The organism is Acinetobacter yuyunsongii (assembly GCF_041021915.1).
GTDB lineage: Bacteria > Pseudomonadota > Gammaproteobacteria > Pseudomonadales > Moraxellaceae > Acinetobacter.
The window spans coordinates 1622307-1642629 of record NZ_CP157435.1 but is presented as its reverse complement, the minus strand read 5'-3'; the positions used below and the strand labels follow the sequence as shown (position 1 = coordinate 1642629).

At 37.3% G+C, this 20323-nt stretch carries 16 protein-coding genes and 7 pseudogenes; 8 read left to right on the top strand and 15 right to left on the bottom strand.

The genetic code is table 11. The features are described 5' to 3' along the window. Positions 1–161: 161 nt before the first annotated feature. The gene (locus ABLB98_RS07905; protein WP_348883145.1) at positions 162–1052 is read left to right on the top strand and encodes a hypothetical protein; all 891 of its coding nucleotides are present in this window, start codon (positions 162–164) and stop codon (positions 1050–1052) included. Between the two features lies 1 nt (position 1053). Then, positions 1054–1275, top strand: a pseudogene (locus ABLB98_RS07900) (hypothetical protein). A gap of 84 nt (positions 1276–1359) precedes the next feature. Here the strand turns inward: ABLB98_RS07900 and ABLB98_RS07895 are convergent. Further along, a pseudogene (locus tag ABLB98_RS07895) lies at positions 1360–2525 on the bottom strand (DASS family sodium-coupled anion symporter). 403 nt (positions 2526–2928) lie between these two features. On the opposite strand from ABLB98_RS07895, the gene ABLB98_RS07890 reads away from it, so the two are divergent. Continuing rightward, entirely contained in the window at positions 2929–3912 is a 984-nt protein-coding gene (locus tag ABLB98_RS07890; protein WP_348883146.1) for a potassium channel family protein, read from the top strand. Positions 3913–3953: 41 nt separating this feature from the next. On the opposite strand, the pseudogene ABLB98_RS07885 reads toward ABLB98_RS07890, so the two are convergent. Then, positions 3954–5044 (bottom strand): annotated as a pseudogene (locus tag ABLB98_RS07885) (IS4-like element ISAba33 family transposase). A gap of 157 nt (positions 5045–5201) precedes the next feature. Between ABLB98_RS07885 and ABLB98_RS07880 the strand changes: the two are divergent. Further along, positions 5202–5813, top strand: a complete 612-nt coding sequence (locus tag ABLB98_RS07880) for a DUF2238 domain-containing protein (RefSeq protein ID WP_348883731.1) — start codon at positions 5202–5204, stop codon at positions 5811–5813. A 25-nt stretch (positions 5814–5838) separates the two neighbouring features. Here the strand turns inward: ABLB98_RS07880 and ABLB98_RS07875 are convergent, their stop codons facing one another. The 3 genes and pseudogenes from ABLB98_RS07875 to ABLB98_RS07865 all read right to left on the bottom strand — a co-directional run bounded on the left by ABLB98_RS07875 (position 5839) and on the right by ABLB98_RS07865 (position 8589). Continuing rightward, positions 5839–7041 carry an MFS transporter gene (locus ABLB98_RS07875; protein ID WP_348883732.1) on the bottom strand — a complete coding sequence of 401 codons (1203 nt, stop codon included), beginning with the start codon at positions 7039–7041 and terminating at the stop codon, positions 5839–5841. Between the two features lie 34 nt (positions 7042–7075). Next, a pseudogene (locus ABLB98_RS07870) lies at positions 7076–8166 on the bottom strand (IS4 family transposase). A gap of 135 nt (positions 8167–8301) precedes the next feature. Beyond that, positions 8302–8589, bottom strand: a complete 288-nt coding sequence (locus ABLB98_RS07865) for a demethoxyubiquinone hydroxylase family protein (protein ID WP_348882560.1) — start codon at positions 8587–8589, stop codon at positions 8302–8304. 123 nt (positions 8590–8712) lie between these two features. Here ABLB98_RS07865 and ABLB98_RS07860 point away from each other — a divergent pair, with 123 nt between their 5' ends. Together ABLB98_RS07860 and ABLB98_RS07855 are read left to right on the top strand one after the other, a co-directional pair. Further along, positions 8713–9633, top strand: a complete 921-nt coding sequence (locus tag ABLB98_RS07860) for a LysR family transcriptional regulator (protein WP_348882495.1) — start codon at positions 8713–8715, stop codon at positions 9631–9633. Positions 9634–9764: 131 nt separating this feature from the next. Beyond that, a pseudogene (locus ABLB98_RS07855) lies at positions 9765–10930 on the top strand (IS3 family transposase). Here the strand turns inward: ABLB98_RS07855 and ABLB98_RS07850 are convergent. Further along, positions 10927–11857 (bottom strand): annotated as a pseudogene (locus ABLB98_RS07850) (IS481 family transposase). The pseudogenes ABLB98_RS07855 and ABLB98_RS07850 overlap by 4 nt on opposite strands. A gap of 194 nt (positions 11858–12051) precedes the next feature. On the opposite strand from ABLB98_RS07850, the pseudogene ABLB98_RS07845 reads away from it, so the two are divergent. Further along, positions 12052–12299 (top strand): annotated as a pseudogene (locus ABLB98_RS07845) (IS3 family transposase); the annotation flags it as partial. Positions 12300–12530: 231 nt separating this feature from the next. On the opposite strand, the gene ABLB98_RS07840 reads toward ABLB98_RS07845, so the two are convergent. From ABLB98_RS07840 to ABLB98_RS07800, 9 genes are all read right to left on the bottom strand, one after another. Beyond that, positions 12531–13781 (bottom strand): mechanosensitive ion channel domain-containing protein, encoded by a 1251-nt coding sequence (locus ABLB98_RS07840; protein WP_348882496.1) that lies wholly within the window; start codon positions 13779–13781, stop codon positions 12531–12533. 117 nt (positions 13782–13898) lie between these two features. Further along, the gene (locus ABLB98_RS07835) at positions 13899–14438 is read right to left on the bottom strand and encodes a DUF2058 domain-containing protein (protein ID WP_287690641.1); all 540 of its coding nucleotides are present in this window, start codon (positions 14436–14438) and stop codon (positions 13899–13901) included. 3 nt (positions 14439–14441) lie between these two features. Continuing rightward, positions 14442–15116: a YoaK family protein gene (locus ABLB98_RS07830; protein WP_348882497.1), complete on the bottom strand. Its 675-nt coding sequence runs from the start codon at positions 15114–15116 to the stop codon at positions 14442–14444. Between the two features lie 9 nt (positions 15117–15125). Next, positions 15126–16325 (bottom strand): serine/threonine transporter SstT, encoded by a 1200-nt coding sequence (gene sstT / locus ABLB98_RS07825; protein ID WP_348882498.1) that lies wholly within the window; start codon positions 16323–16325, stop codon positions 15126–15128. 424 nt (positions 16326–16749) lie between these two features. Then, the gene (locus ABLB98_RS07820) at positions 16750–17535 is read right to left on the bottom strand and encodes a thiazole synthase (RefSeq protein WP_004639328.1); all 786 of its coding nucleotides are present in this window, start codon (positions 17533–17535) and stop codon (positions 16750–16752) included. A gap of 23 nt (positions 17536–17558) precedes the next feature. Further along, the gene (thiS, locus tag ABLB98_RS07815) at positions 17559–17756 is read right to left on the bottom strand and encodes a sulfur carrier protein ThiS (protein WP_005159852.1); all 198 of its coding nucleotides are present in this window, start codon (positions 17754–17756) and stop codon (positions 17559–17561) included. Between the two features lie 9 nt (positions 17757–17765). Next, positions 17766–18131, bottom strand: coding sequence for a DUF423 domain-containing protein (locus ABLB98_RS07810; protein WP_005159854.1), 366 nt, complete (start codon positions 18129–18131; stop codon positions 17766–17768). A gap of 107 nt (positions 18132–18238) precedes the next feature. Beyond that, entirely contained in the window at positions 18239–19108 is an 870-nt protein-coding gene (rpoH, locus tag ABLB98_RS07805; protein ID WP_004662417.1) for an RNA polymerase sigma factor RpoH, read from the bottom strand. Between the two features lie 131 nt (positions 19109–19239). Further along, entirely contained in the window at positions 19240–19479 is a 240-nt protein-coding gene (locus ABLB98_RS07800; RefSeq protein WP_005159855.1) for a sulfurtransferase TusA family protein, read from the bottom strand. Positions 19480–20042: 563 nt separating this feature from the next. Here ABLB98_RS07800 and ABLB98_RS07795 point away from each other — a divergent pair. Beyond that, positions 20043–20255, top strand: a complete 213-nt coding sequence (locus ABLB98_RS07795; protein WP_004653893.1) for a cold-shock protein — start codon at positions 20043–20045, stop codon at positions 20253–20255. Positions 20256–20323: the final 68 nt, after the last annotated feature.

Below are 20323 nucleotides of genomic sequence, written 5' to 3'. Positions count from 1 at the left end.
TTAATCAGCCCTTATTTTTTGAGATTTTAAATGGTGAAAAAAATCATAAAGTAAAATTTTTAAATAATACAAAGTCAAAAGTTGCTATGTCATCTAGGAGGTTTTTATTTAATTATGTAGGTAATACAAATATATGGAATGATGGGTTTCATGTTGATTATATGAGCGGGGGCGGAAGTGGAATACTTTTGAAATATAAAAGTAAATATTTTATTTTAACTGCTTATCATGTAATTAAAGAGATAATTGAAAATCCATTACAAAATACCTCACTTTTTTGGATTAGATGTAAAGAAAAAATTGTAGAAAGTATGAATGATTTTTTAATGCCAAAAAAGGTTTGGTTTATTGGAGAGTTAATTCCTGAAATAAAAGGTTGGCAAGATTATACTGATGTAGTTTTTATTGAATTATTTAATCCTCATGAAGATTTTGAACCAGATAATTATGTTGATATAACACAAAAAGGAGAGTGTACTGAAATTTTATCTTCAAAAAAAATTTTTAAAGGTCAATTTTTAGCTGCTTCAGGCTATCCATTAGAAGCTAATTTATTTGAATTTGAGGTAGTCCCAGAGGGTTTCTCTCATGCAACTAACTTACAGCGTCATCATGATATTGGTGTGTGTTTTTTCGATGAATATGGGCACCCATATATAGATTATGAAAAGTGTGCAGATATATTTAATGGAAAAACTTATGATCATAATGGAATGAGCGGTGGCACTATATATAACTTTGAAGCTAATAGTAAAGCAAGATTAGTAGGTATGGTATTAAGTGGTAATAACAAAATAATTAGATTTATTCCAATATCGAAAATTTTATCTCAAATACGTAACTATGATAAAGCAAGTTTTATAGTTTTAGATTATGAGGAGGCTGTTCTAAAAGGATATTTAGAAAGCTCTGGAATATATTGTGTAGAAACAATGCAGGCATGTCTGGATAAAATGTTAAGTGTGAATGGGGATTATGACTCATATAAAGATTGGCTTAAAAATAGAAAATTGAAAAAATCCACATTCTCAGTGGAAAAGGGGGGAGCGTAAAATGCCCAAACAATCCCGTTTCTTATGTATTGGTGGATTTCTTAACGGTTCTGCTGTTAAAGACCAAGGTGACAGCTTTGTTTGTATCGAAAATGACAAACCAGTAACCTACCACAAAAAGGAAATCTTCCATCAAGACTGATGGGATCAAGATTATTACGTGTGCGAAACGACAACAGACCAACAAGCACGCAATTGGGTTTATGATATCAAGAGCGATTAATTAAGTAGATGTAATTTAGTGCTTTTTAAAATAAATATATGAAAAAGCCCCATCATAAGGGGCTTTTTTAAAACTAAAACAATTCTACCAATAACCCAACACTTTCCACCACAGTCCGCCAATCACCACAAAGATGATGATATTGACGACACTCATGACAAAACCAGCTTTCCACCATTCACCGAGTGTGGTGTAACCCGATCCGAACACCACAGGTGATGTACCCGTTGCATAATGGGTTAAGGTCATCATGATGCTCGAAGCTGCTGCCATCATTAAGGCAAACAACATCGGTGGTGCGCCTAGTGCTAGTCCCGCCGTATAGAAGGCGGCAAACATCGCAGTGATATGTGCGGTGGTACTGGCAAACATATAGTGTGCATATAGATAAGCGAGCATCAGTAATAAACAGGCAGGCATCCAGCTGAGACCTAAATGACCAATCCCAGTTTCTATTACACCTGAGAACCACGTGATTAAACCGAGTTTATTTAAATAAGTCGCCATCATCACCAAAGCAGCAAACCAAGTGATGGTATCCCACGCGCTTTTTTGCGTCAGGATATCTTCCCAAGTCAGTACACCAGTAATTAACAGTAAGCCCAAACCAATAAAGGCAGTTGTGGTGGGGTCAACCGCCCAAGCTGAACTGAAGATCATGGCAGGGATGCCTGCCCATAACAGCACTAAAATCCCAAATACACCCAGCATAATGATTTCATTTTGCAGACAGGGCCCATTTCTTTTAGCTTGGTTTTCGCAAACTGAGCTGAACTGGGTGTTTCTTTGACTTCAGGTGGATACATCCAGTACATAATCAAAGGCATGATGATTAAGGCAATTAAACCGGGTAATAACATCGCCAGCGCCCATGTACTCCAACTCAAGGAAATCTGATTGTTGGTTGCTTTCGCGACCAGATCAACCACCAACTGGTTAGGGGCGGTTGCGGTAATAAACATCGCAGAAGTAATTGGATTGGCTTGGTAGTTCCCCAAAGCTAAATATTTCCCCATTCGGCCTTCAGTACCTTTGGCGTGGTCTGAATCATAACTGGTGGAAATCGCACGTACAATTGGATGAATAATCCTAACACCACGAGCTGTATTACTAGGTGTTACTGGTGCAAGAAGCAGTTCAGACAGCACCATGCTATACCCAATACCAATGGTTTTCTTGCCCCAAACCGCGATAAATAAATAGCCTAAGCGTGCACCCAATCCAGTTTTTTGCAAACCTTTGGAAATCATGATTGAAATACCGATCAACCAAATAATCGCAGCAATCACACCGACAAATATGGCTAACAAATGCCATGCATTCGGGTCGACACCTGAAGGAACTGGAATAATGAACCATATGAGGAGCGAAATGAATAAAGAAATAAGGGTTGGAATAGGCTTGAATCCCACGTGAATTCCCTTTGTTGTCATGGGTTTAATAAAATTTATAGTTGTTTATAAATGAGCATTTAAGAAATTTTCATTAAAGATTGATTATTAAAAGTCAAACAGAAAAGTTCAAAGGTAATTTTGTGTAAAGAGCGTTATTTTGATTGATAAGTAAAATTATTGTCTTTGCTCAAAATCACTTATCAAATCGTTAAGCAACGTGTTACATTTTTAGCTTAGTTTACATCATGATCTGTACGATATGGCTCAACTTTCATGGCAACGGTTGCGACTTTTTATTTATAATAATCTTCATAATGATGACTACAAAAGTACAATAAGTGCTTGTATTAACTATTTATTAATTATTCTCATTATTGGTAATGTTGCTGCTGTTCTCCTTGAATCGATTAATGAAATCTATAAGCTGTACCAACCTTATTTTGATTTGTTTGAAAATATCTCAATCCTGATTTTTAGTGGAGAGTATTTATTAAGATTATGGAGTATCGTCGAAAAAAATCCAGACGAGGCTGCATGGAAGCAGCGTATTCGTTGGATGAAAAGTGGCGGGGCGATTATTGACCTAATGGCGATTTTACCTGCGTACTTGAACTTCTTTGTTCATATCGATTTGCGTTTTTTACGAGTTCTACGTTTATTCCGCTTGCTCAAACTGACCCGATATTTTGTTTCATTACAGATATTATTAAGGGTAATTCAACGAGAAAAAGGTTCTTTCCAAGCAGTTATTTTTATTTTAGTGATTATGATTGTCATGACTGCATCAGCAATCTATGTCGTTGAAAATAAAGCTCAGCCAGAAGCGTTTAGTTCGATTCCACAAGCTATGTGGTGGGCGGTTGTTACATTGACAACAGTGGGTTATGGTGATGTAACACCTGTAACCAATTTAGGTCGAATACTAGGTGCGTTTATTACTATTCTAGGTGTTGGTATTGCAGCTTTGCCTGCAGGTATTTTGGCTTCAGGTCTTGCAAATGAATTAAACCAGCGCAATCAAAGACTGGAACAGGAGTTTCGGGAAGTTCTGCAAGCCAAAGGGCTGGACTTGTTGCATGACCAAGTTGAAATTGAACGAATTCGGAAAAAAGTGGGTTTACCAAAAGAGCAGACCCATGAAATTATCATCCAATTGGTTAGGGAGAAGCTGCTTGAAGATCAGCAACAGGAAAAAAAGAAATATCATTACTGTCCGCATTGTGGTGAAAAATTATCCGAATAAACCTCAAGTTTATTGTCAAGTTTCTCTGTACACGACAAATTTCATAGGGCCCTTGTCCTATCAGGCTTTTTCTTTCTTAAAATTGCGAGCACTTTCTTAAATTCTTCTTTTTTTCCAAAACCAATCAAACGTAGAATAGCCATTTGAACATAGTCCAAACCGTATCGAAATAAACTTACTGAAAGTCGTCCATGCTTCTTTATTTTTATCGTTTTTTTTCGATCATGTTGCCATTCACCTGTTAAATAGCACCAACAGAAACCGATCGCTAGCACTGCTATCAATTTCTTGACTCGTCTAGGGTCTGTTAAACGAGTATTTTCAAGATTGAATCCACGTCCTTTGAGACAACTAAATAAGGTTTCGATTTCCCAGCGTAATGCATAATCACGAATAGCAGAAGCATTAAACATACGAGAAACAACAAGTAAAAGTTCTCCATCTTCTAATCGTAGCGCACTAATATACAGTTTCACTCGACCAACCCAAATACGTCGTTTACGACATTCAGTTTGACCAACTTGAAGATGACGAAATAAATCACTAATTTTATGATTCTTGGCTAAGTGATTGGTCACAATAAAGTTTTTTTAACACGTATACAGAAGTTAATGTCATTTTCAATTCACCATGTAAACCATTTCTCACCGATAAATTCTCTGTCTGCGAACACATTCACAATACGATCTTTACCAAAAATGGAGATAAAGCGTTGAATCAAAGCAATACGCTCTTTTGTATCTGAATTTCCACGTTTATTGAGCAATGTCCAAACAATAGGTATCGCTATTCCACGATAGACGATGGCTAACATCAAGATATTGATATCTCGTTTTCCCCATTTCCAATTGGTTCTATCTAAAGTCAGTTGCACTTTGTCGAATGAAAACATATTGAAAATCAACTGAGAAATTTGACGATAATCAAAATACTGACCTGCAAAGAAGCGTTGTATACGTCGATAAAATGATTGTGGTAAGCACTTGATGGGTAAGGCTTTAGATGCAGAAGAAAGGTTGCATGTCTGTTTTACAATTAATGCCAGCATAATCAGTGTAAAACATTTTACATGTGACTTGTTCCACTTTAGATATTTGTTTAAGATGAGATATAACTCATTGAAATGTGTCATCATATTCGTCGTCAGAAAACAAGTATTATGCCATTATTTCAATGAGTTATCTTTTTTTGTCGTGTACAAAGGTCAAGTTTAATGAAAAATAGAGTTGAGGATCAATTTTAAGAATCGAGTCATGTTAAGACAAAATAATAAAATTAGAGGAGATTATATGAGTCAAAAACTGATGTTGTGTTGTGCGGCATTTATTCTTATGTTGATTTTAATCATTTCAGGTATTCATCCATTTGACCGTGGTACATGGGTGATGGAGGTTTTGCCTGTCTTAATTATTGTTCCATTATTGATTTACACCTATAAAACATTTCCGCTCACCAATCTTTTGTATAGCTTAATTTTCTTGCACGCCATTGTTTTAATCGTCGGTGGGGCATATACCTATGCACGTGTACCTTTAGGTTTTGAGATCGCTCAATGGTTCAGTTTGGATCGAAATCCTTATGACAAGATTGGACATTTTATGCAAGGTTTTGTGCCTGCCATTGCTGCACGGGAAATTTTGATTCGACATCAGATTTTAGCCAAAGGGAAAATGCTTAGTTTTATTGTGATCTGTATTGTGCTAGCCATTAGTGCGACTTATGAATTGATTGAATGGGCAGCTGCATTAGCGCTTGGACAAGGTGCGCAAGAGTTTCTTGGTACACAAGGATATGAATGGGATACCCAGTCTGATATGTTTTTTGCCTTAATTGGAGTAATAACTGCCTTGCTATTGCTGTCCAAATGGCATGACCGACAAATTGCAAAGCTGATGAATTGATCTTAATCAATGCATGAATCTGTCATTAAGAAACGATAGATTCATTTTTCTGTGAGTATTTTGCATACGCCAGTGCAATGAGCAGAATTGCCAAACCACCTAGGCTTAAAACAAAACCTACCCAGATCGGTGCTAACCAACCCATATTATGGTTAAGTACCCATCCTCCAAGAAATGCGCCTAAGGCATTGGCTAAATTAAATGCAGAATGATTTAATGATGCCGCTAATGTTTGTGCATCGCCTGCGATGTCCATTAAATGTGTTTGTAATGCGCCACCTAATCCAATCACAGTGAAACCAATCAGAAATAAGGCTGTAATCGCAGTATAGAGATTAGACATCATAAAACTTGCAAGTACAAAGGCGAGTGCAGAACTCACCAAAATTCCAATCATCGTTTTAAATAGGCTTTTATCTGCTAGCCAGCCTGAAACGAGACCTCCAATCACCATACCAACACCCCAAATGGCTAGCGCAATCGGGACGATACGAATATCGGCGTGTGTATATTCAGTTAAAATTGGAGATACATAACTATAAACAGAGAACATGCCGCCAAAACCAACTGCACCCACTGCAAGCGTTAGCCACATATTGATGTTTTTTAGACTTGCCAATTCCGCTCTAATACTGGCTGACTTTTGTAGTGGAATATTGGGAATGAAAAGGCTGACACCGATTAAAGTAATAAAGGCAATCACGGCAGAAAACTCAAAACCAGATTTCCAACCAAATTGCTGACCAAGCCAAGTTGCAATAGGAACCCCAATCACATTTGCAAGCGTGAGTCCCATCATTACTTGTGCAATCGCAGTTGCTCTACGTTGTTTTCCTGCCAATTCGGCTGCAACTAATGCGGCTACACCAAAATAAGCACCATGAGGAAAGCCTGCAATAAAACGGGATATCAGCATAGCTTCTGGTGTGGTGGCAAAGGCGGTTGCCGCATTTGCCAAACCATAAAATAGCATTAATCCCAGTAATAGCGTTTTACGCGGTACTTTAGCTCCTAAAATTGCAATAATTGGTGCACCAACCATAACACCAAGCGCATAGGCGCTAATGAAATAGCCTGCATGTGGAACACAGACATTTAAATCAGTAGCGATTTCTTGAATCAACCCCATAGCAACAAATTCAGTCGTTCCAATACAGAAACTACCAACTGCCAAGGAGAAAATCACTAGAAAAAGAGAGAAATTAGGTTGAGGAGATAAATTTAACAACTGTTTTAATCAGAACCTCTGTACACGACAAATTTCATAGGGCCCTTGTCCTATCAGGCTTTTTCTTTCTTAAAATTGCGAGCACTTTCTTAAATTCTTCTTTTTTTCCAAAACCAATCAAACGTAGAATAGCCATTTGAACATAGTCCAAACCGTATCGAAATAAACTTACTGAAAGTCGTCCATGCTTCTTTATTTTTATCGCTTTTTTTCGATCATGTTGCCATTCACCTGTTAAATAGCACCAACAGAAACCGATCGCTAGCACTGCTATCAATTTCTTGACTCGTCTAGGGTCTGTTAAACGAGTATTTTCAAGATTGAATCCACGTCCTTTGAGACAACTAAATAAGGTTTCGATTTCCCAGCGTAATGCATAATCACGAATAGCAGAAGCATTAAACATACGAGAAACAACAAGTAAAAGTTCTCCATCTTCTAATCGTAACGCACTAATATACAGTTTCACTCGACCAACCCAAATACGTCGTTTACGACATTCAGTTTGACCAACTTGAAGATGACGAAATAAATCACTAATTTTATGATTCCTGGCTAAGTGATTGTTCAAAATAAAGTTTTTTTAACACGTATACAGAAGTTAATGTCATTTTCAATTCACCATGTAAACCATTTCTCACCGATAAATTCTCTGTCTGCGAACACATTCACAATACGATCTTTACCAAAAATGGAGATAAAGCGTTGAATCAAAGCAATACGCTCTTTTGTATCTGAATTTCCACGTTTATTGAGCAATGTCCAAACAATAGGTATCGCTATTCCACGATAGACGATGGCTAACATCAAGATATTGATATCTCGTTTTCCCCATTTCCAGTTAGTTCTATCCAAAGTTAATTGGACTTTATCGAATGAAAATATATTGAAAATTAACTGAGAAATTTGACGATAATCGAAGTACTGATCTGCAAAGAAGCGTTGTATACGTCGATAAAATGATTGTGGTAAGCACTTGATGGGTAAGGCTTTAGATGCAGAAGAAAGGTTGCATGTCTGTTTTACAATTAATGCCAGCATAATCAGTGTAAAACATTTTACATGTGACTTGTTCCACTTTAGATATTTGTTTAAGATGAGATGTAACTCATTGAAATGTGTCATCATATTCGTCGTCAGAAAACAAGTATTATGCCATTATTTCAATGAGTTGTCTTTTTTTGTCGTGTACAAAGACATTTAAATAATTGAGTGAATTTGACAAATGGTATTTTATGCATTCTTTATTAGTTGCAAGGATTATTTTTTTGTTGGAACAGATATTTTGAGATAAATGGCAAGAAATTTTGCTAAATATGCACACTGTTGAGCAAAGTAACTGATAATTTTTGCTAAATTATTATCAAAGTCTGCATGTTCAGAAGCAATCTTCTGATGATGAATTTCATCTTTTTGAATATCTAATACTGCATGATGAATCTCAATATCTTTTTCTTTGAAGAAAATTGCAGCTTCATCAAGTTCTTTGTTTACAATATTTTCAATGCTTGCAGTACTGATCCAAATTGCATTTCTACCTAAATCGATATAGTCGTGATTCTAATTGTGAGTACATTTCATCTCATTAAACAATAATAAAATAAAATTCATAGTGAGACACACTCATGAATAACATGATAGGATGAATTAAATTCAATTGTGGTGATCGTTGTGTTAGAACTTCGTCATTTAAAAACATTAATTGCACTACGTGAGCATGGTTCATTGGTTGCGGCTGCGACAGATCTATGCCTAACTCCTTCAGCAATTTCTCATCAATTAAAAGAACTTGATCATTGGTATGGTGTAGAAGTTGTTAATCGCCGTAGTCGTCCAGTAAGTTTTTCCAATGTCGGCGAGCGTTTGCTTCGACTAGCAGATGATGTGTTGCCTCAGGTTCAGATAGCACAAACGGATATTACTCGTATCGTGCATGGACAAACGGGGAGAATTATTTTTTCATCTGAATGTCATAGTTGTTTTGACTGGCTGATGCCTTTATTAAATCAATATCGCCAGCAATATCCAGATGTCGATTTAGATTTTGCAGCGGGTTTTGAGTCTAATCCGCATGAATTATTGCAAAATGCCGAGTTTGATTTATTAATCACTGCTGATCCAATTGCACTCAAAGGGATTGAATACTTTCCGATTTTTGAATACGAGTCACGGTTAGTACTCTCAACGACACATCCATTAGTGCGTAAAGAAATAATCCTAGTTGAAGATTTGGCTGAACAAACGTTGATTACTTATCCAGTTGATAAACATCGTTTAGATATCATGGCGCATTTATTCATTCCAGCAAATATTCAACCTAAGCATATTCGAACGACTGATTTAACGCAGATGTTAATTCAGTTGGTTGCCAGTGGGCGTGGTATTGCTGCTTTACCTGATTGGGTCGTTAATGAATATGAACAAAAGGGATGGGTTGTCAGTCGTCGTTTAGACTGTGTGTCGCCGCAAGGATTGAGACGCACATTATATGCCGGCTACCGTACTGAAGATAAGGATAAGAATTACTTCGAAGGTTTTCTGAAGCAACTTGAGAAATTTTCAAAGAAGCGTGCGATGTATTATGAAGATTGATTAACTTTGTTATCTAGGTTGTAAAGGGAGATACACATTCTGTTTGAACGGCTTATATACTCTGGTGATGTGTGCTTAAAAAACAGGAGGGTTTAACTTGGTAAGCTATACATACTCATTAGAAGTTTACCATGAGCAAGAAACAGAAGACTTACACCGTAGAATTTAAAGCTGAAGCCATAAAAGCCATTGAAGAGAACCAAGGTAATGTATCGGAATCCGCTAGACAACTTGGCATTTCAATGCAAACCCTTTCGAACTGGAATAACAAAGCAAAGGCTGGAACTTTAGCAGGCACAAAACAGTATTCGCCCGATCTAAACGCCTTACTCGAAGAAAATAAGAAGCTTAAACAACAGCTCAAAACAGCTGAAATGGAACGTGAATTTTTAAAAAAGGCAGCAGCGTACTTTGCAAAAGAAAGTCAGTGAGGTACGCCTATATGAAATCGCAAAGCCACTTATTTCCGATTATTTTAATGGCTCGATTACTTCGTGTATCCATTTCTCGCTTTTATGATTGGCTAAAGCGAGGCATGAGTAAAAGATCAATTCAGCGAAATCAGCAGACAATTTTGGTCAAAATAGCCCATGAAGAAACCAAACAAAGCTATGGCTATGTTCGATTAACCAAGCATTTACAAGCGCAAGGTATCAAAATAAGTACGTATGCTGTGCGCCAAATAAAAAAATCAAATCAGTTGTATTGTAAGCGCCATAAGCGTTTCAAAAGAACCACGAACAGTGATCACAACCGTTCTATTTATGACAATTTACTCAAGCAACAGTTTTCAATGACGAAGCCTAATCTTGCGTGGTCGAGTGACATTACCTACATTTGGACGGCTGAGGGCTGGTTGTACTTGGCAGCTGTCAAAGATCTTTACACGAAACAGGTTGTTGGCTATAGCTTAAATGAGTGCATGACAGCCAAGCTTGTTTGTGATGCATTGAATATGGCTATTCGCAATCAGAAACCTGCTAAAGATCTTATTGTACATTCAGACAGAGGCAGCCAATATTGCAGTAATGAATATCGAAACTTACTTGAGAAATTTGATTTTCAGGGTTCAATGAGCAAAAAAGGCGACTGCTTTGATAATGCACCGATAGAGAGTTTCTAGGGCATACTCAAAAATGAACTAGTCCATCATCGCAACTACAAAACAAGGGAAGAAGCCAAAGTGGATATTACAAAATATATAGAGTTATTTTATAATCAGCGAAGAATTCAAAAAGGCTTGGATTTTAAGACACCAAATCAAATGGCAAAAGACTTTTATCGGTTAGCTGCCTAGATGTTTAGTCCCGGCATTTGATGGATCGGATCAATCTTAAAAAGTTCAGTTTCATCTGTCCACTGTTTGCAGATGAATTCGTAGGGAGTCAGGCCCCTGAGTGTTTTGAGTCTGCGACCGAAGTTGTATGCAGCAATAAAATCAGCAAGGTGAATACATAGCTGAGTGTGATCGTCGTAATGGAACCGTTTGACAGTAGCTTCTTTAATCGTTCGGTTCATCCGCTCGACCTGTCCATTGGTCCATGGATGCTTAACCTTGGTAAGACGATGTTCAATGCCACATTCAGTACAAACCCGATCAAAGATGTGCTCAGAGGCGTAGCGATCACAGGTGCGGTTCGTGAACTGGATGCCGTTATCTGTTGCACCGTATGGATTCTATAGGGCACAGCCTTAACCAGATTGCGCAGGAACTCCGCGGCTGCCATCTTACTGGCTTTAGTATGCAATTCAGTGAACGCGAACTTGGAAGTGCGATCAATGGCAACGAAGAGATAAAGCTTACCCTGTGCTGTTTGCATCTCAGCGATGTCGATATGAAAGTAACCAATGGGGTAGCTCTTGAAGCGCTTCCTGACAGGGCGATCACCTTGCACCTCAGGCAGTCTTGAAATACCATGCCGCTCGAGCGTGTCAGATAAGGAATACTCGGCTGCAATGCATAAAGACAATCGTCTAGCGGCAACAAAGTGCATTTTCGAAAAGCAACAATTGCCGCCTCATCTTCAGGCGATAACACGCTTGAGCGAGGATTCTTTGGCGCGGTTGTAAGATCATCTACTGAAGTACGTTTCTTCCATTTTGCGACGGTCTTTTGATTGATGCCGTAACGCTTGGCTAGCGTTCTTAAGCTCTCTTGACTATTTTGTATTGCTCGACGCACTGCCTGTGTCGTTGTGGCGCTGCTGTGTAGAACTTGTCCCATAGTGCTTCCTTCCATTTATCCGAGAATATTGCACCATTAAAATCTGGGACTAAACACCTAGAGTCTCCCAAGTGAGGGTCTCCTGCTAATTCAGCACACATCATAAGTGATCCTAGCCAAAATAATGTACACATAGTCCCTCTAAAGCTAACGTAATGCTAACTTTGGAGATGTAAAAATGGCTAAATGCTTTTTTAACGAATAACTGTATTCAAAGTATGTCACGCAGCCTTGCGCAGTGCACTGCTCATGTTGGGATAATCCAGTGACAGAAAGCTTCTATGATACATTGAAAGGTCATGTGATACATGGTAGTGCGTTTGCCACTCGAAAAGAGGCGAATGCTGTCTTGTTTGACTATATTGAGATTTATTACAATCGGGTCAAAAGGCATTCCGCAAACGGCTGGTTAACCCTAGAAGCCTTTAAACAGAAACATTAATTAGGTGTGGCTTATTCAACCATAGATAAAGCACATGTGTACTTTCTGATTCCTTATCTTAGTTTATTGCAAAAATTTTTTAGATACTCAACCGATAAGAATAAAACTGCATTATCTACACATTTTAAGGTTTCATAGAAAATTTTGGGAAATTAGGTTTAAAGGTTTTTCTATTTGAATACTCTAAGGCTTTAGTATTGAAAAAAGCAAAGCCTTAAAACTTAGTTCACATTAGATTTGAGCATCTTTAACAGGTAAATAGTTTTTAAAATCATATCCTGACGGTGCTTGATAAATTCTCAAACCAAATTCAGGAATAATTGCAATTAAATGATCGAAGATATCAGATTGAATTGCTTCGTAAGATGCCCATGCTGTCGTATTTGTAAATGCATAAATTTCTAAAGGTAGACCATCACTAGTGGGTTGTAGTTGACGAACTAAAATAGTTTGATTCTGCGCAATACCTTGATGTTGGCGTAAATAGAACTCTACATAAGCACGGAATGTTCCCACATTGGTTAAACGACGTTGGTTGCATTCTGATTGATTGCTTAAATGATCATTAAACTTATTAATTTCATCTTGTTTTGCATCAAGATAATGGTCTAAAAGTAAAAAGTCTTTTAATTTTCGCTGTTCACTATCAGTCATAAAGTGAACACTACTTTGATCAAGAAATATCGAACGTTTAATACGACGGCAGCCTGAATTACTCATACCACGCCAGTTTCTAAATGTATCAGTGACAAGTTTGTTGGTCGGAATGGTGGTCAGTGTTTTATCGAAATTTTGTACGGTCACTGTATGCAGAGACATATCAATCACATCGCCATCCGCATTTAAAGAGGGCATCTCAATCCAGTCTCCAATGCGAACCATATCATAAGAGGCAATTTGTACACTTGCGACTAAAGAGAGGATCGTATTTTGGAAGACCAGCATGAGAACTGCTGCCATTGCACCGAAGCCTGCGAGTAAAGTAAACACATCTTTTTTAAGAAAAGTACCTAAAATCATAAGACCACAGACAACGAATAAAATCAGTTTGATCAGCTGTAAATAACCTTTGATGGGTTTATTTCTCGATTTTGGATTGCGTTGATACACTAAGTTAAAAATATTCAGTGCTTCACTAATTGATAAAGCAAGCGTGAGAAAAATAAATGCCTGCGCTCCCATTTGTATTAATGTAATTACTTTTAATGGAAGATGGGGAACTGCACTGATTCCATTCATGATGACTATCGCAGGAACGATATTTGCAAATCGACGTGTAACGCTGTGTTGGGCAAAAATTGATTGATGGGGTGACTTAAGCTTAGTAATGATATGGCGGATACCACGTACAATAATTCTTTTGGCAATAAAATTTGCTAAAGCCGCTAGAAAAATCAAAATTGCGAATGAAATGAGCATTTCTAACCAAGGGTATTGGCTTAATTCACTTCTAATTTCGCTAATAAAACTTAAATAATTCAAATCAAAACACCTTACAATTTTCACTTTGTTAATTGTAAGGTGTTAAAAGATATTATGATGAGTTGATCACATTTTGAATACGATCTGTAAGATTGTATTACATTAATGAGGTGTGATTTACCACATTAAATCATCTGGAATGACATAAGCGGCGTATGGATCTTCTTCATCAGTTACTTGATCATTTTTCTCAGTATTATTGTTAACTAGAATAAATCCTTGCATTTTTTGATCAATTTTTTCTGCAAGAGCTTTGGGGAGATAAGCATATTTATCTTGATCTTTAGCAATAACTAAAGAACCCGTCACTAACGCATTATAAACTTGTTGTGAAAGATAAACCTTTTTGATTTTCCCCTCATCAATGAATTGATAGGTAACATCACCCTCTGTTTGCAAAATTTTATGTTGCTTGATCATTTGAATAATTGAAGCTTTAAGCGCCTTTTCTTCTAAAACCTTTTGTTTTTCTAAATTCAGTGCTTGGTCTTTGGCTAATTTCTCTTGATTCACTCGATCAATTTCAGCTTTTAATGAGGCATCATCATGTTGTCCAGTGCGTTGTTCATGTTGCACCTGTTTGGTTAATTTTTTGGCTTTTTTATTATCGACCAAACCCGCTTTGAGTAACTGAGCTTGTAATGCATTTTTAACCATAATTCAATCCGAATTTGATGAAGAGCGAAAGTAAATTACCCAGTAAGCTATACTCATAGTCAGACTTAAACTTGCTGGTATTAGAAAAGTTTGTAATTCTAAATAAGGATAAAGCAAACTCGCAATAAGCCCACCGATAAAAAATCCTAGAAAGATGAGCAAGTGTAAAAAAATACGCCTATTTTCTATTTTTAGACCACGAACTTTATAACCTAAGGTTAAACCAATATCCGTTAAAACGCCTGATAAATGTGTTGTACGGATAATTGCACCTTTATAGTGACTGACCATCGCATTTTGTACGCCCATGGCGACACATGCCCACAACAAACCATAGCGCGGGAAGTAAGGTAACAAAAGCCAAGTTAAAAATAGAAATGCAGCAACTAAACTAAGTGGGAAACCGTAATGATGACCAAAAGAGACATTGCTATCCCCAAGAATGAGACCGCTGTAAAACGATCCAATCACGAAGCATAAAACTACTAAACTGAGATAAATAAAATGCTCTGGTTGCCATTCTAGCAAACTCATTGCGAGCATGCTGACGTTGCCAGTCATGTGTGAAACTGATTGATGTAGAACAGTAAATAGCCCCAATACGTTAACCATACCAGCATTTAGTGCGAGTAAAAAAGCACCAAGTTGAATCCAGTTTGGTAAACGCTGTAAGGGCATAACAATCTACTAGTTTTTTCGGTTTCGGAAATCTACAGCAGCAGTAAATAAAACGTCAGTTGACGAATTCAGCGCAGTTTCAGTCGAATCCTGTAATACACTGATAATCATACCAATCGCAACTACTTGCATCGCAATTTCAGATGATATACCAAATAAACTACAAGCAACAGGGATAAGCAGTAATGACCCACCTGCAACACCTGATGCACCACATGCTGAAACGGTTGCAACGACTGAAAGGATAATCATCGTGCTTAAATCAACATGAATATCTAATGTATGAACAGTAGCAAGCGTTAATACTGTAATTGTAACCGCTGCACCCGCCATATTGACTGTTGCTCCAAGTGGAATAGATACACTTGCAGTTGCTTCATTTACACCTAAGCGTTGCGCTAAATCCAGATTCACAGGAATATTGGCAGCAGAACTACGTGTGAAAAATGCTGTAATTCCACTTTCTTTTAAACATTTAAACACTAATGGGTAAGGGTTTGCTCGCATCGTCAATGCGACTAGAATTGGATTAATCACTAATGCAACAAAAAGCATTGTTCCAATTAGTACAATTAACAAATGTGCATAGCTAGATAAAGTTGCTAAACCTGCGTCCGCAAAAGTGACTGCGACTAAGCCAAAAATTCCAACGGGGGCAAAACTAATCACGGTGTGAATAATTTTATTCACTGCATCAGCTACATCAGTAAGCACTTGTTTCGTAGTCTCAGAACTATGACGTAATGCTAAACCTAAGCCGATTGCCCAGGCCAAAATACCAATAAAGTTGGCTTCACTAATCGCTTGTACAGGATTGGCAATAAAGCTTAATAATAAGTTCTTTAAAATTTCAGCCAAACTACCGGGTGCTTGTAGAGCTGGTTGAGTTGATAAATTAAGAAATAGCTGACTTGGGAAGGCAATACTTGCTACAACAGCACTAAATGCTGCGAGTAGCATTCCAACCACATACAAAATCATAACAGGTTTTAAGTTTGAGTTTTGCCCAACTTTGAAATTAGCAATCGAAGCAAGCACTAAAACAAAAACAAGAATCGGGGCAACCGACTTTAATGCTTTAATAAACAATTCACCTAATAAACTCAAATAAGGTGTAAAGTTAGGAAAAAGCAAAGCTACGCCAATCCCTAAAAAAATAGCAATAATAATTTTGCTGACTAAGCTCAAGCGAGACAATAAATTAAACATATAAAAGCCTTATAAACCTATATGTGGTTTAAGGTTAAACAAGCGCCGTATTCTATACCTAAGCACTGTATTTTTTTAAATTTTTTTGATGAACGAATTACTTTAAAAATACCATAAAAATTAAAATAATGTTTTTAAAAGTATTTTATTTAAAAATACAGAATCTTTTTGTGTAAAAAAAGATCTTATCTCTATGGTTTTACTAAAAAACTATAAGTAAAAAGTCAGTATTCTTCTATCTAGTGCTTAAAATTTAGATTGATAACTTATTGATAATTCTAGGAACAATAAATCATTTTATCTCAAAAAATATTGTACAAATGAGTGGTTTTTAAAGAATTTGGTCTTATCCATATAATTATTGCATTAAGCAAATAGTGATTAATACAAATAGAGAAGGGACTTATTTAGTCCCTTCTTTCTCTTACTTGAAAAAATATCCTGTTTCAGGTGAGCTTGCATTGGCCATACGCTTACGTGGCATACGACCTGCTAAAAATGCTTCACGACCTGCTTCAACCGCTTTCTTCATCGCTGAAGCCATTAAAATTGGATTTTGAGCAGCCGCAATCGCTGTATTCATTAATACGCCGTCGCAACCCAATTCCATTGCAATTGCAGCATCACTGGCAGTACCCACACCTGCATCCACTAAAACAGGGACTTTGGCATTTTCTTTGATGATGGAAATAGTATGTGGATTCAAAATACCAAGACCAGAACCGATCAAGCTACCTAAAGGCATGATGGCAACACAGCCCATACTTTCAAGTTCTTGCGCAACAATAGGGTCGTCTGAGGTATAGACCATGATTTCAAAGCCATCATCAATCAAGGTTTGCGCTGCTTTAAGCGTTGCAGTGACATTTGGATATAAAGTTTTTTCATCACCAAGGACTTCTAACTTCACCAAATTGTGACCATCAAGCAGTTCACGAGCTAGCATACAAGTCCGAATCGCGCTATCTGCATCAAAGCAACCTGCGGTATTTGGCAGGATTGTGTATTTCTCAGGTGGAATCACAGAAAGTAGATTTGGTTGATCGGCATGCTGACCGATGTTGACACGACGAATTGCCACTGTGACAATTTCAGCACCACTGGCTTGAATGGCTAAATCAGTTTCATTGAGATCTTTATATTTACCAGTTCCGACCAATAAACGAGATTGGAAAGTACGAGAACCAATAATTAAAGGGGAATCTTGCATGGGCTTACTCCATTTTTAGCCGATTAGCCGCCACCAACAGCTTGGATAATTTCAATACGATCTTCAGGAGCAATTGTCGTTTGCTCAAGTCTACTTTTCGGAATAATCTGTTGGTTCTTCTCTACAGCAAAACGTTTGCCTTCTAAGGCTAAATTCTGAATCAATTGCTGTAGGTTTTCACAAGACGTGTCGATTGACTCGCCATTTAAATAGATGTGCATGATTAATCCTTATTTCGCATGCTTGATTGCTTGCCATGCGAGTAACAGCCAGCCCGCTATCATAAACGCACCGCCAATCGGTGTAATCGCACCTAAAATACGCGGTAGACCGAGCGCCATAATGTACAATGAACCGCAGAAAAAGATGATACCAATTTGGATCAAAATAAAAGGAATTTTTATTGGAAATGTTGCTGTGGTTTTATGCAGGACGCCTAAGATAAGCAAACCAATTGCATGATAGAAAAAGTATTGAGTTGCTGTACCCCACCAAGCGAGTTGTTCTAGGGTTGCAAAAGATTTGAGTCCATGAGCACCAAAAGCACCCAACATAACTGCAAGTGCAAGATTAAGCGCCGAGATAGCTATCCACATAATGATAATGGAACTGGAAATTTGATGAACAAACTTAACATATTCGGGTGCTTAAACAAAGCCAGATAAAACAAAAGGGCATTAAAGCCCTTGTGTTTGATTCGATTTTAGCTTGCAGACATGGCAGTTTTGATTTTTTCCATTGCATTCTTTTCAAGCTGTCTAATACGTTCTGCTGAAACGTTATATTCTGCAGCCAGTTCATGCAAAGTCGATTTATCATCATCTAACCAGCGGCGTTGCAAGATATTACGAGAGCGATCATCAAGCTGTTCCATTGCCTCGTGTAAGGCAGAACTACTTTGCTCTTCATAATCTTCTTCTTCAATCAGTCGAGCTGGGTCGTATCGATTATCTTCAAGATAAAGTGCAGGAGCTGTATGTGGGGTATCGTCGTCATCATCACCTTGAGCTTCAAAAGCAGCATCATAAGCGGTTAGGCGACCTTCCATTTCGAGCACTTGCTCTGGTGTCACATTCAAATCATTGGCAATTGATTTCGCTTCTTCTAATGTGAGTCGTTTGCTTGATTTTTTAAGACTACGTAAATTAAAGAATAATTTACGTTGTGCTTTGGTCGTTGCGATTTTGACAATACGCCAGTTACGAATCACATATTCATGAATTTCAGCTTTAATCCAGTGCACTGCAAAAGAAACTAAGCGAACACCCATATTTGGATCGAAGCGTTTGACCGCTTTCATTAATCCAAGGTTACCTTCTTGGATAAGATCGCCTTGTGGCAATCCGTAACCTGCATAGCTACGTGCAATATGTACGACAAAACGTAGGTGTGACATTACCAATAGTTTGGCAGCATCAAGATCTTGGTCATAATAATAACGTTCAGCAAGTTCTTTTTCTTGCTCGGCCGTTAGAATTGGAATTTGATTGACAGTACTGATATATGCACCAAGATTTACACCTGGCGCAGACAATGACAGGGGCATCAATTGATTGCTGCTGTCAGTAGTCATGGAGTCTCCTTATAGGATGGTATTTAAGTCAACAATTTCATCTTAATGCGAATGTTCTTCATCACTAAGGAAATTTGAGTATAAAAATGTAAAGTTATCTAGTTTATCTTTAGCTAGAGTTTATCAAAGAATTACATAGATTCAATTAAATAGTGAAACTCATTCTCTGAAATTTTTTGTGTCTGGCATTGAAGTTGCTGGATTTGGCAATATCGTGTTACATCAATTTCACTATGTGGATCAGATGATTTCAATAAATACTGTTTAGATCCTTCAGCTTTTTTTAGAGCACGTTTCAACATCAATAGTGGCATTGGACAGGGTTGCCCAAGTGCATCAATCACTTCAGGGCATGCGGATATTTGGGTCATAAAGTTTTAATAAATTGAGTTCGATATGATTTTAACAAATTTATATGGTGATTACTGAGGATTTACTCTGAATTATTTGGGAAGTTATATTAATTCGGTTTTTCTCTTTTGAGCTTTTAATCTTAAAAATGGTTGTGAATGTTTTTTAAACCTAATAACTAGCTCAATAGCGTTGAATGCAAATGAATCGCTTTGATTTTCTTTTCTGATTAATTTTATCTAAAATTGTTTCTCGTTTTATGGCAATAAAGCAGTGCATTTTTATACTAAAAAAAGCGCTTGAAAACTGCTAAATTATTGAAAAAAACAGATAGAAACATTGGAAATAACTCAAAATAAATCTATTAATTATCATGAACCCATGTTAAGCTCGATGCGTTTTAGGATGTATGCTATACGATAAGATCGTTAAAAAACCTATAACAAATGGATGTAACCGGAAATTGTTGATAGTTTTACAGAATGATTACAAGCTTTGAAATTATAAATATTTTAAAACCTTGTTGGCTCTGCTGTTTGCAACACCGGAAGGTCCTTATCTTTCAATATCTGAGGATTGACTTATGACAGCTCGTGAACAAGGCGTAGTAAAGTGGTTTAATGACACTAAAGGCTTTGGTTTTATTCAACGTAATGGTGGTGATGACGTATTTGTTCATTTCCGCGCAATTATGGGTGACGGTCACCGTTCTTTACGTGACGGCCAACGTGTTGAATTCAGCGTAGTTCAAGGACAAAAAGGTTTCCAAGCTGAAAACGTTCAGCCTTTAGACTAATTTGTTGCTTTAACGCAATATAAAAACGCTCCAATGTTATTTGGGGCGTTTTTGTTTATAATGCCACT

Excerpts from the sequence above, each read along its gene's own strand:
- ABLB98_RS07795 (WP_004653893.1), top strand. The coding sequence starts at position 20,043 with ATGACAGCTCGTGAACAAGGCGTAGTAAAGTGGTTTAATGACACTAAA.
- ABLB98_RS07800 (WP_005159855.1), bottom strand. The coding sequence starts at position 19,479 with ATGACCCAAATATCCGCATGCCCTGAAGTGATTGATGCACTTGGGCAA.
- ABLB98_RS07880 (WP_348883731.1), top strand. The coding sequence starts at position 5,202 with ATGAGTCAAAAACTGATGTTGTGTTGTGCGGCATTTATTCTTATGTTG.
- rpoH (WP_004662417.1), bottom strand. The coding sequence starts at position 19,108 with ATGACTACTGACAGCAGCAATCAATTGATGCCCCTGTCATTGTCTGCG.
- ABLB98_RS07905 (WP_348883145.1), top strand. The coding sequence starts at position 162 with ATGAGCGGGGGCGGAAGTGGAATACTTTTGAAATATAAAAGTAAATAT.
- ABLB98_RS07830 (WP_348882497.1), bottom strand. The coding sequence starts at position 15,116 with ATGCCCTTACAGCGTTTACCAAACTGGATTCAACTTGGTGCTTTTTTA.
- ABLB98_RS07810 (WP_005159854.1), bottom strand. The coding sequence starts at position 18,131 with ATGTGGATAGCTATCTCGGCGCTTAATCTTGCACTTGCAGTTATGTTG.
- ABLB98_RS07890 (WP_348883146.1), top strand. The coding sequence starts at position 2,929 with ATGGCTCAACTTTCATGGCAACGGTTGCGACTTTTTATTTATAATAAT.
- sstT (WP_348882498.1), bottom strand. The coding sequence starts at position 16,325 with ATGTTTAATTTATTGTCTCGCTTGAGCTTAGTCAGCAAAATTATTATT.
- ABLB98_RS07820 (WP_004639328.1), bottom strand. The coding sequence starts at position 17,535 with ATGCAAGATTCCCCTTTAATTATTGGTTCTCGTACTTTCCAATCTCGT.
- thiS (WP_005159852.1), bottom strand. The coding sequence starts at position 17,756 with ATGCACATCTATTTAAATGGCGAGTCAATCGACACGTCTTGTGAAAAC.
- ABLB98_RS07835 (WP_287690641.1), bottom strand. The coding sequence starts at position 14,438 with ATGGTTAAAAATGCATTACAAGCTCAGTTACTCAAAGCGGGTTTGGTC.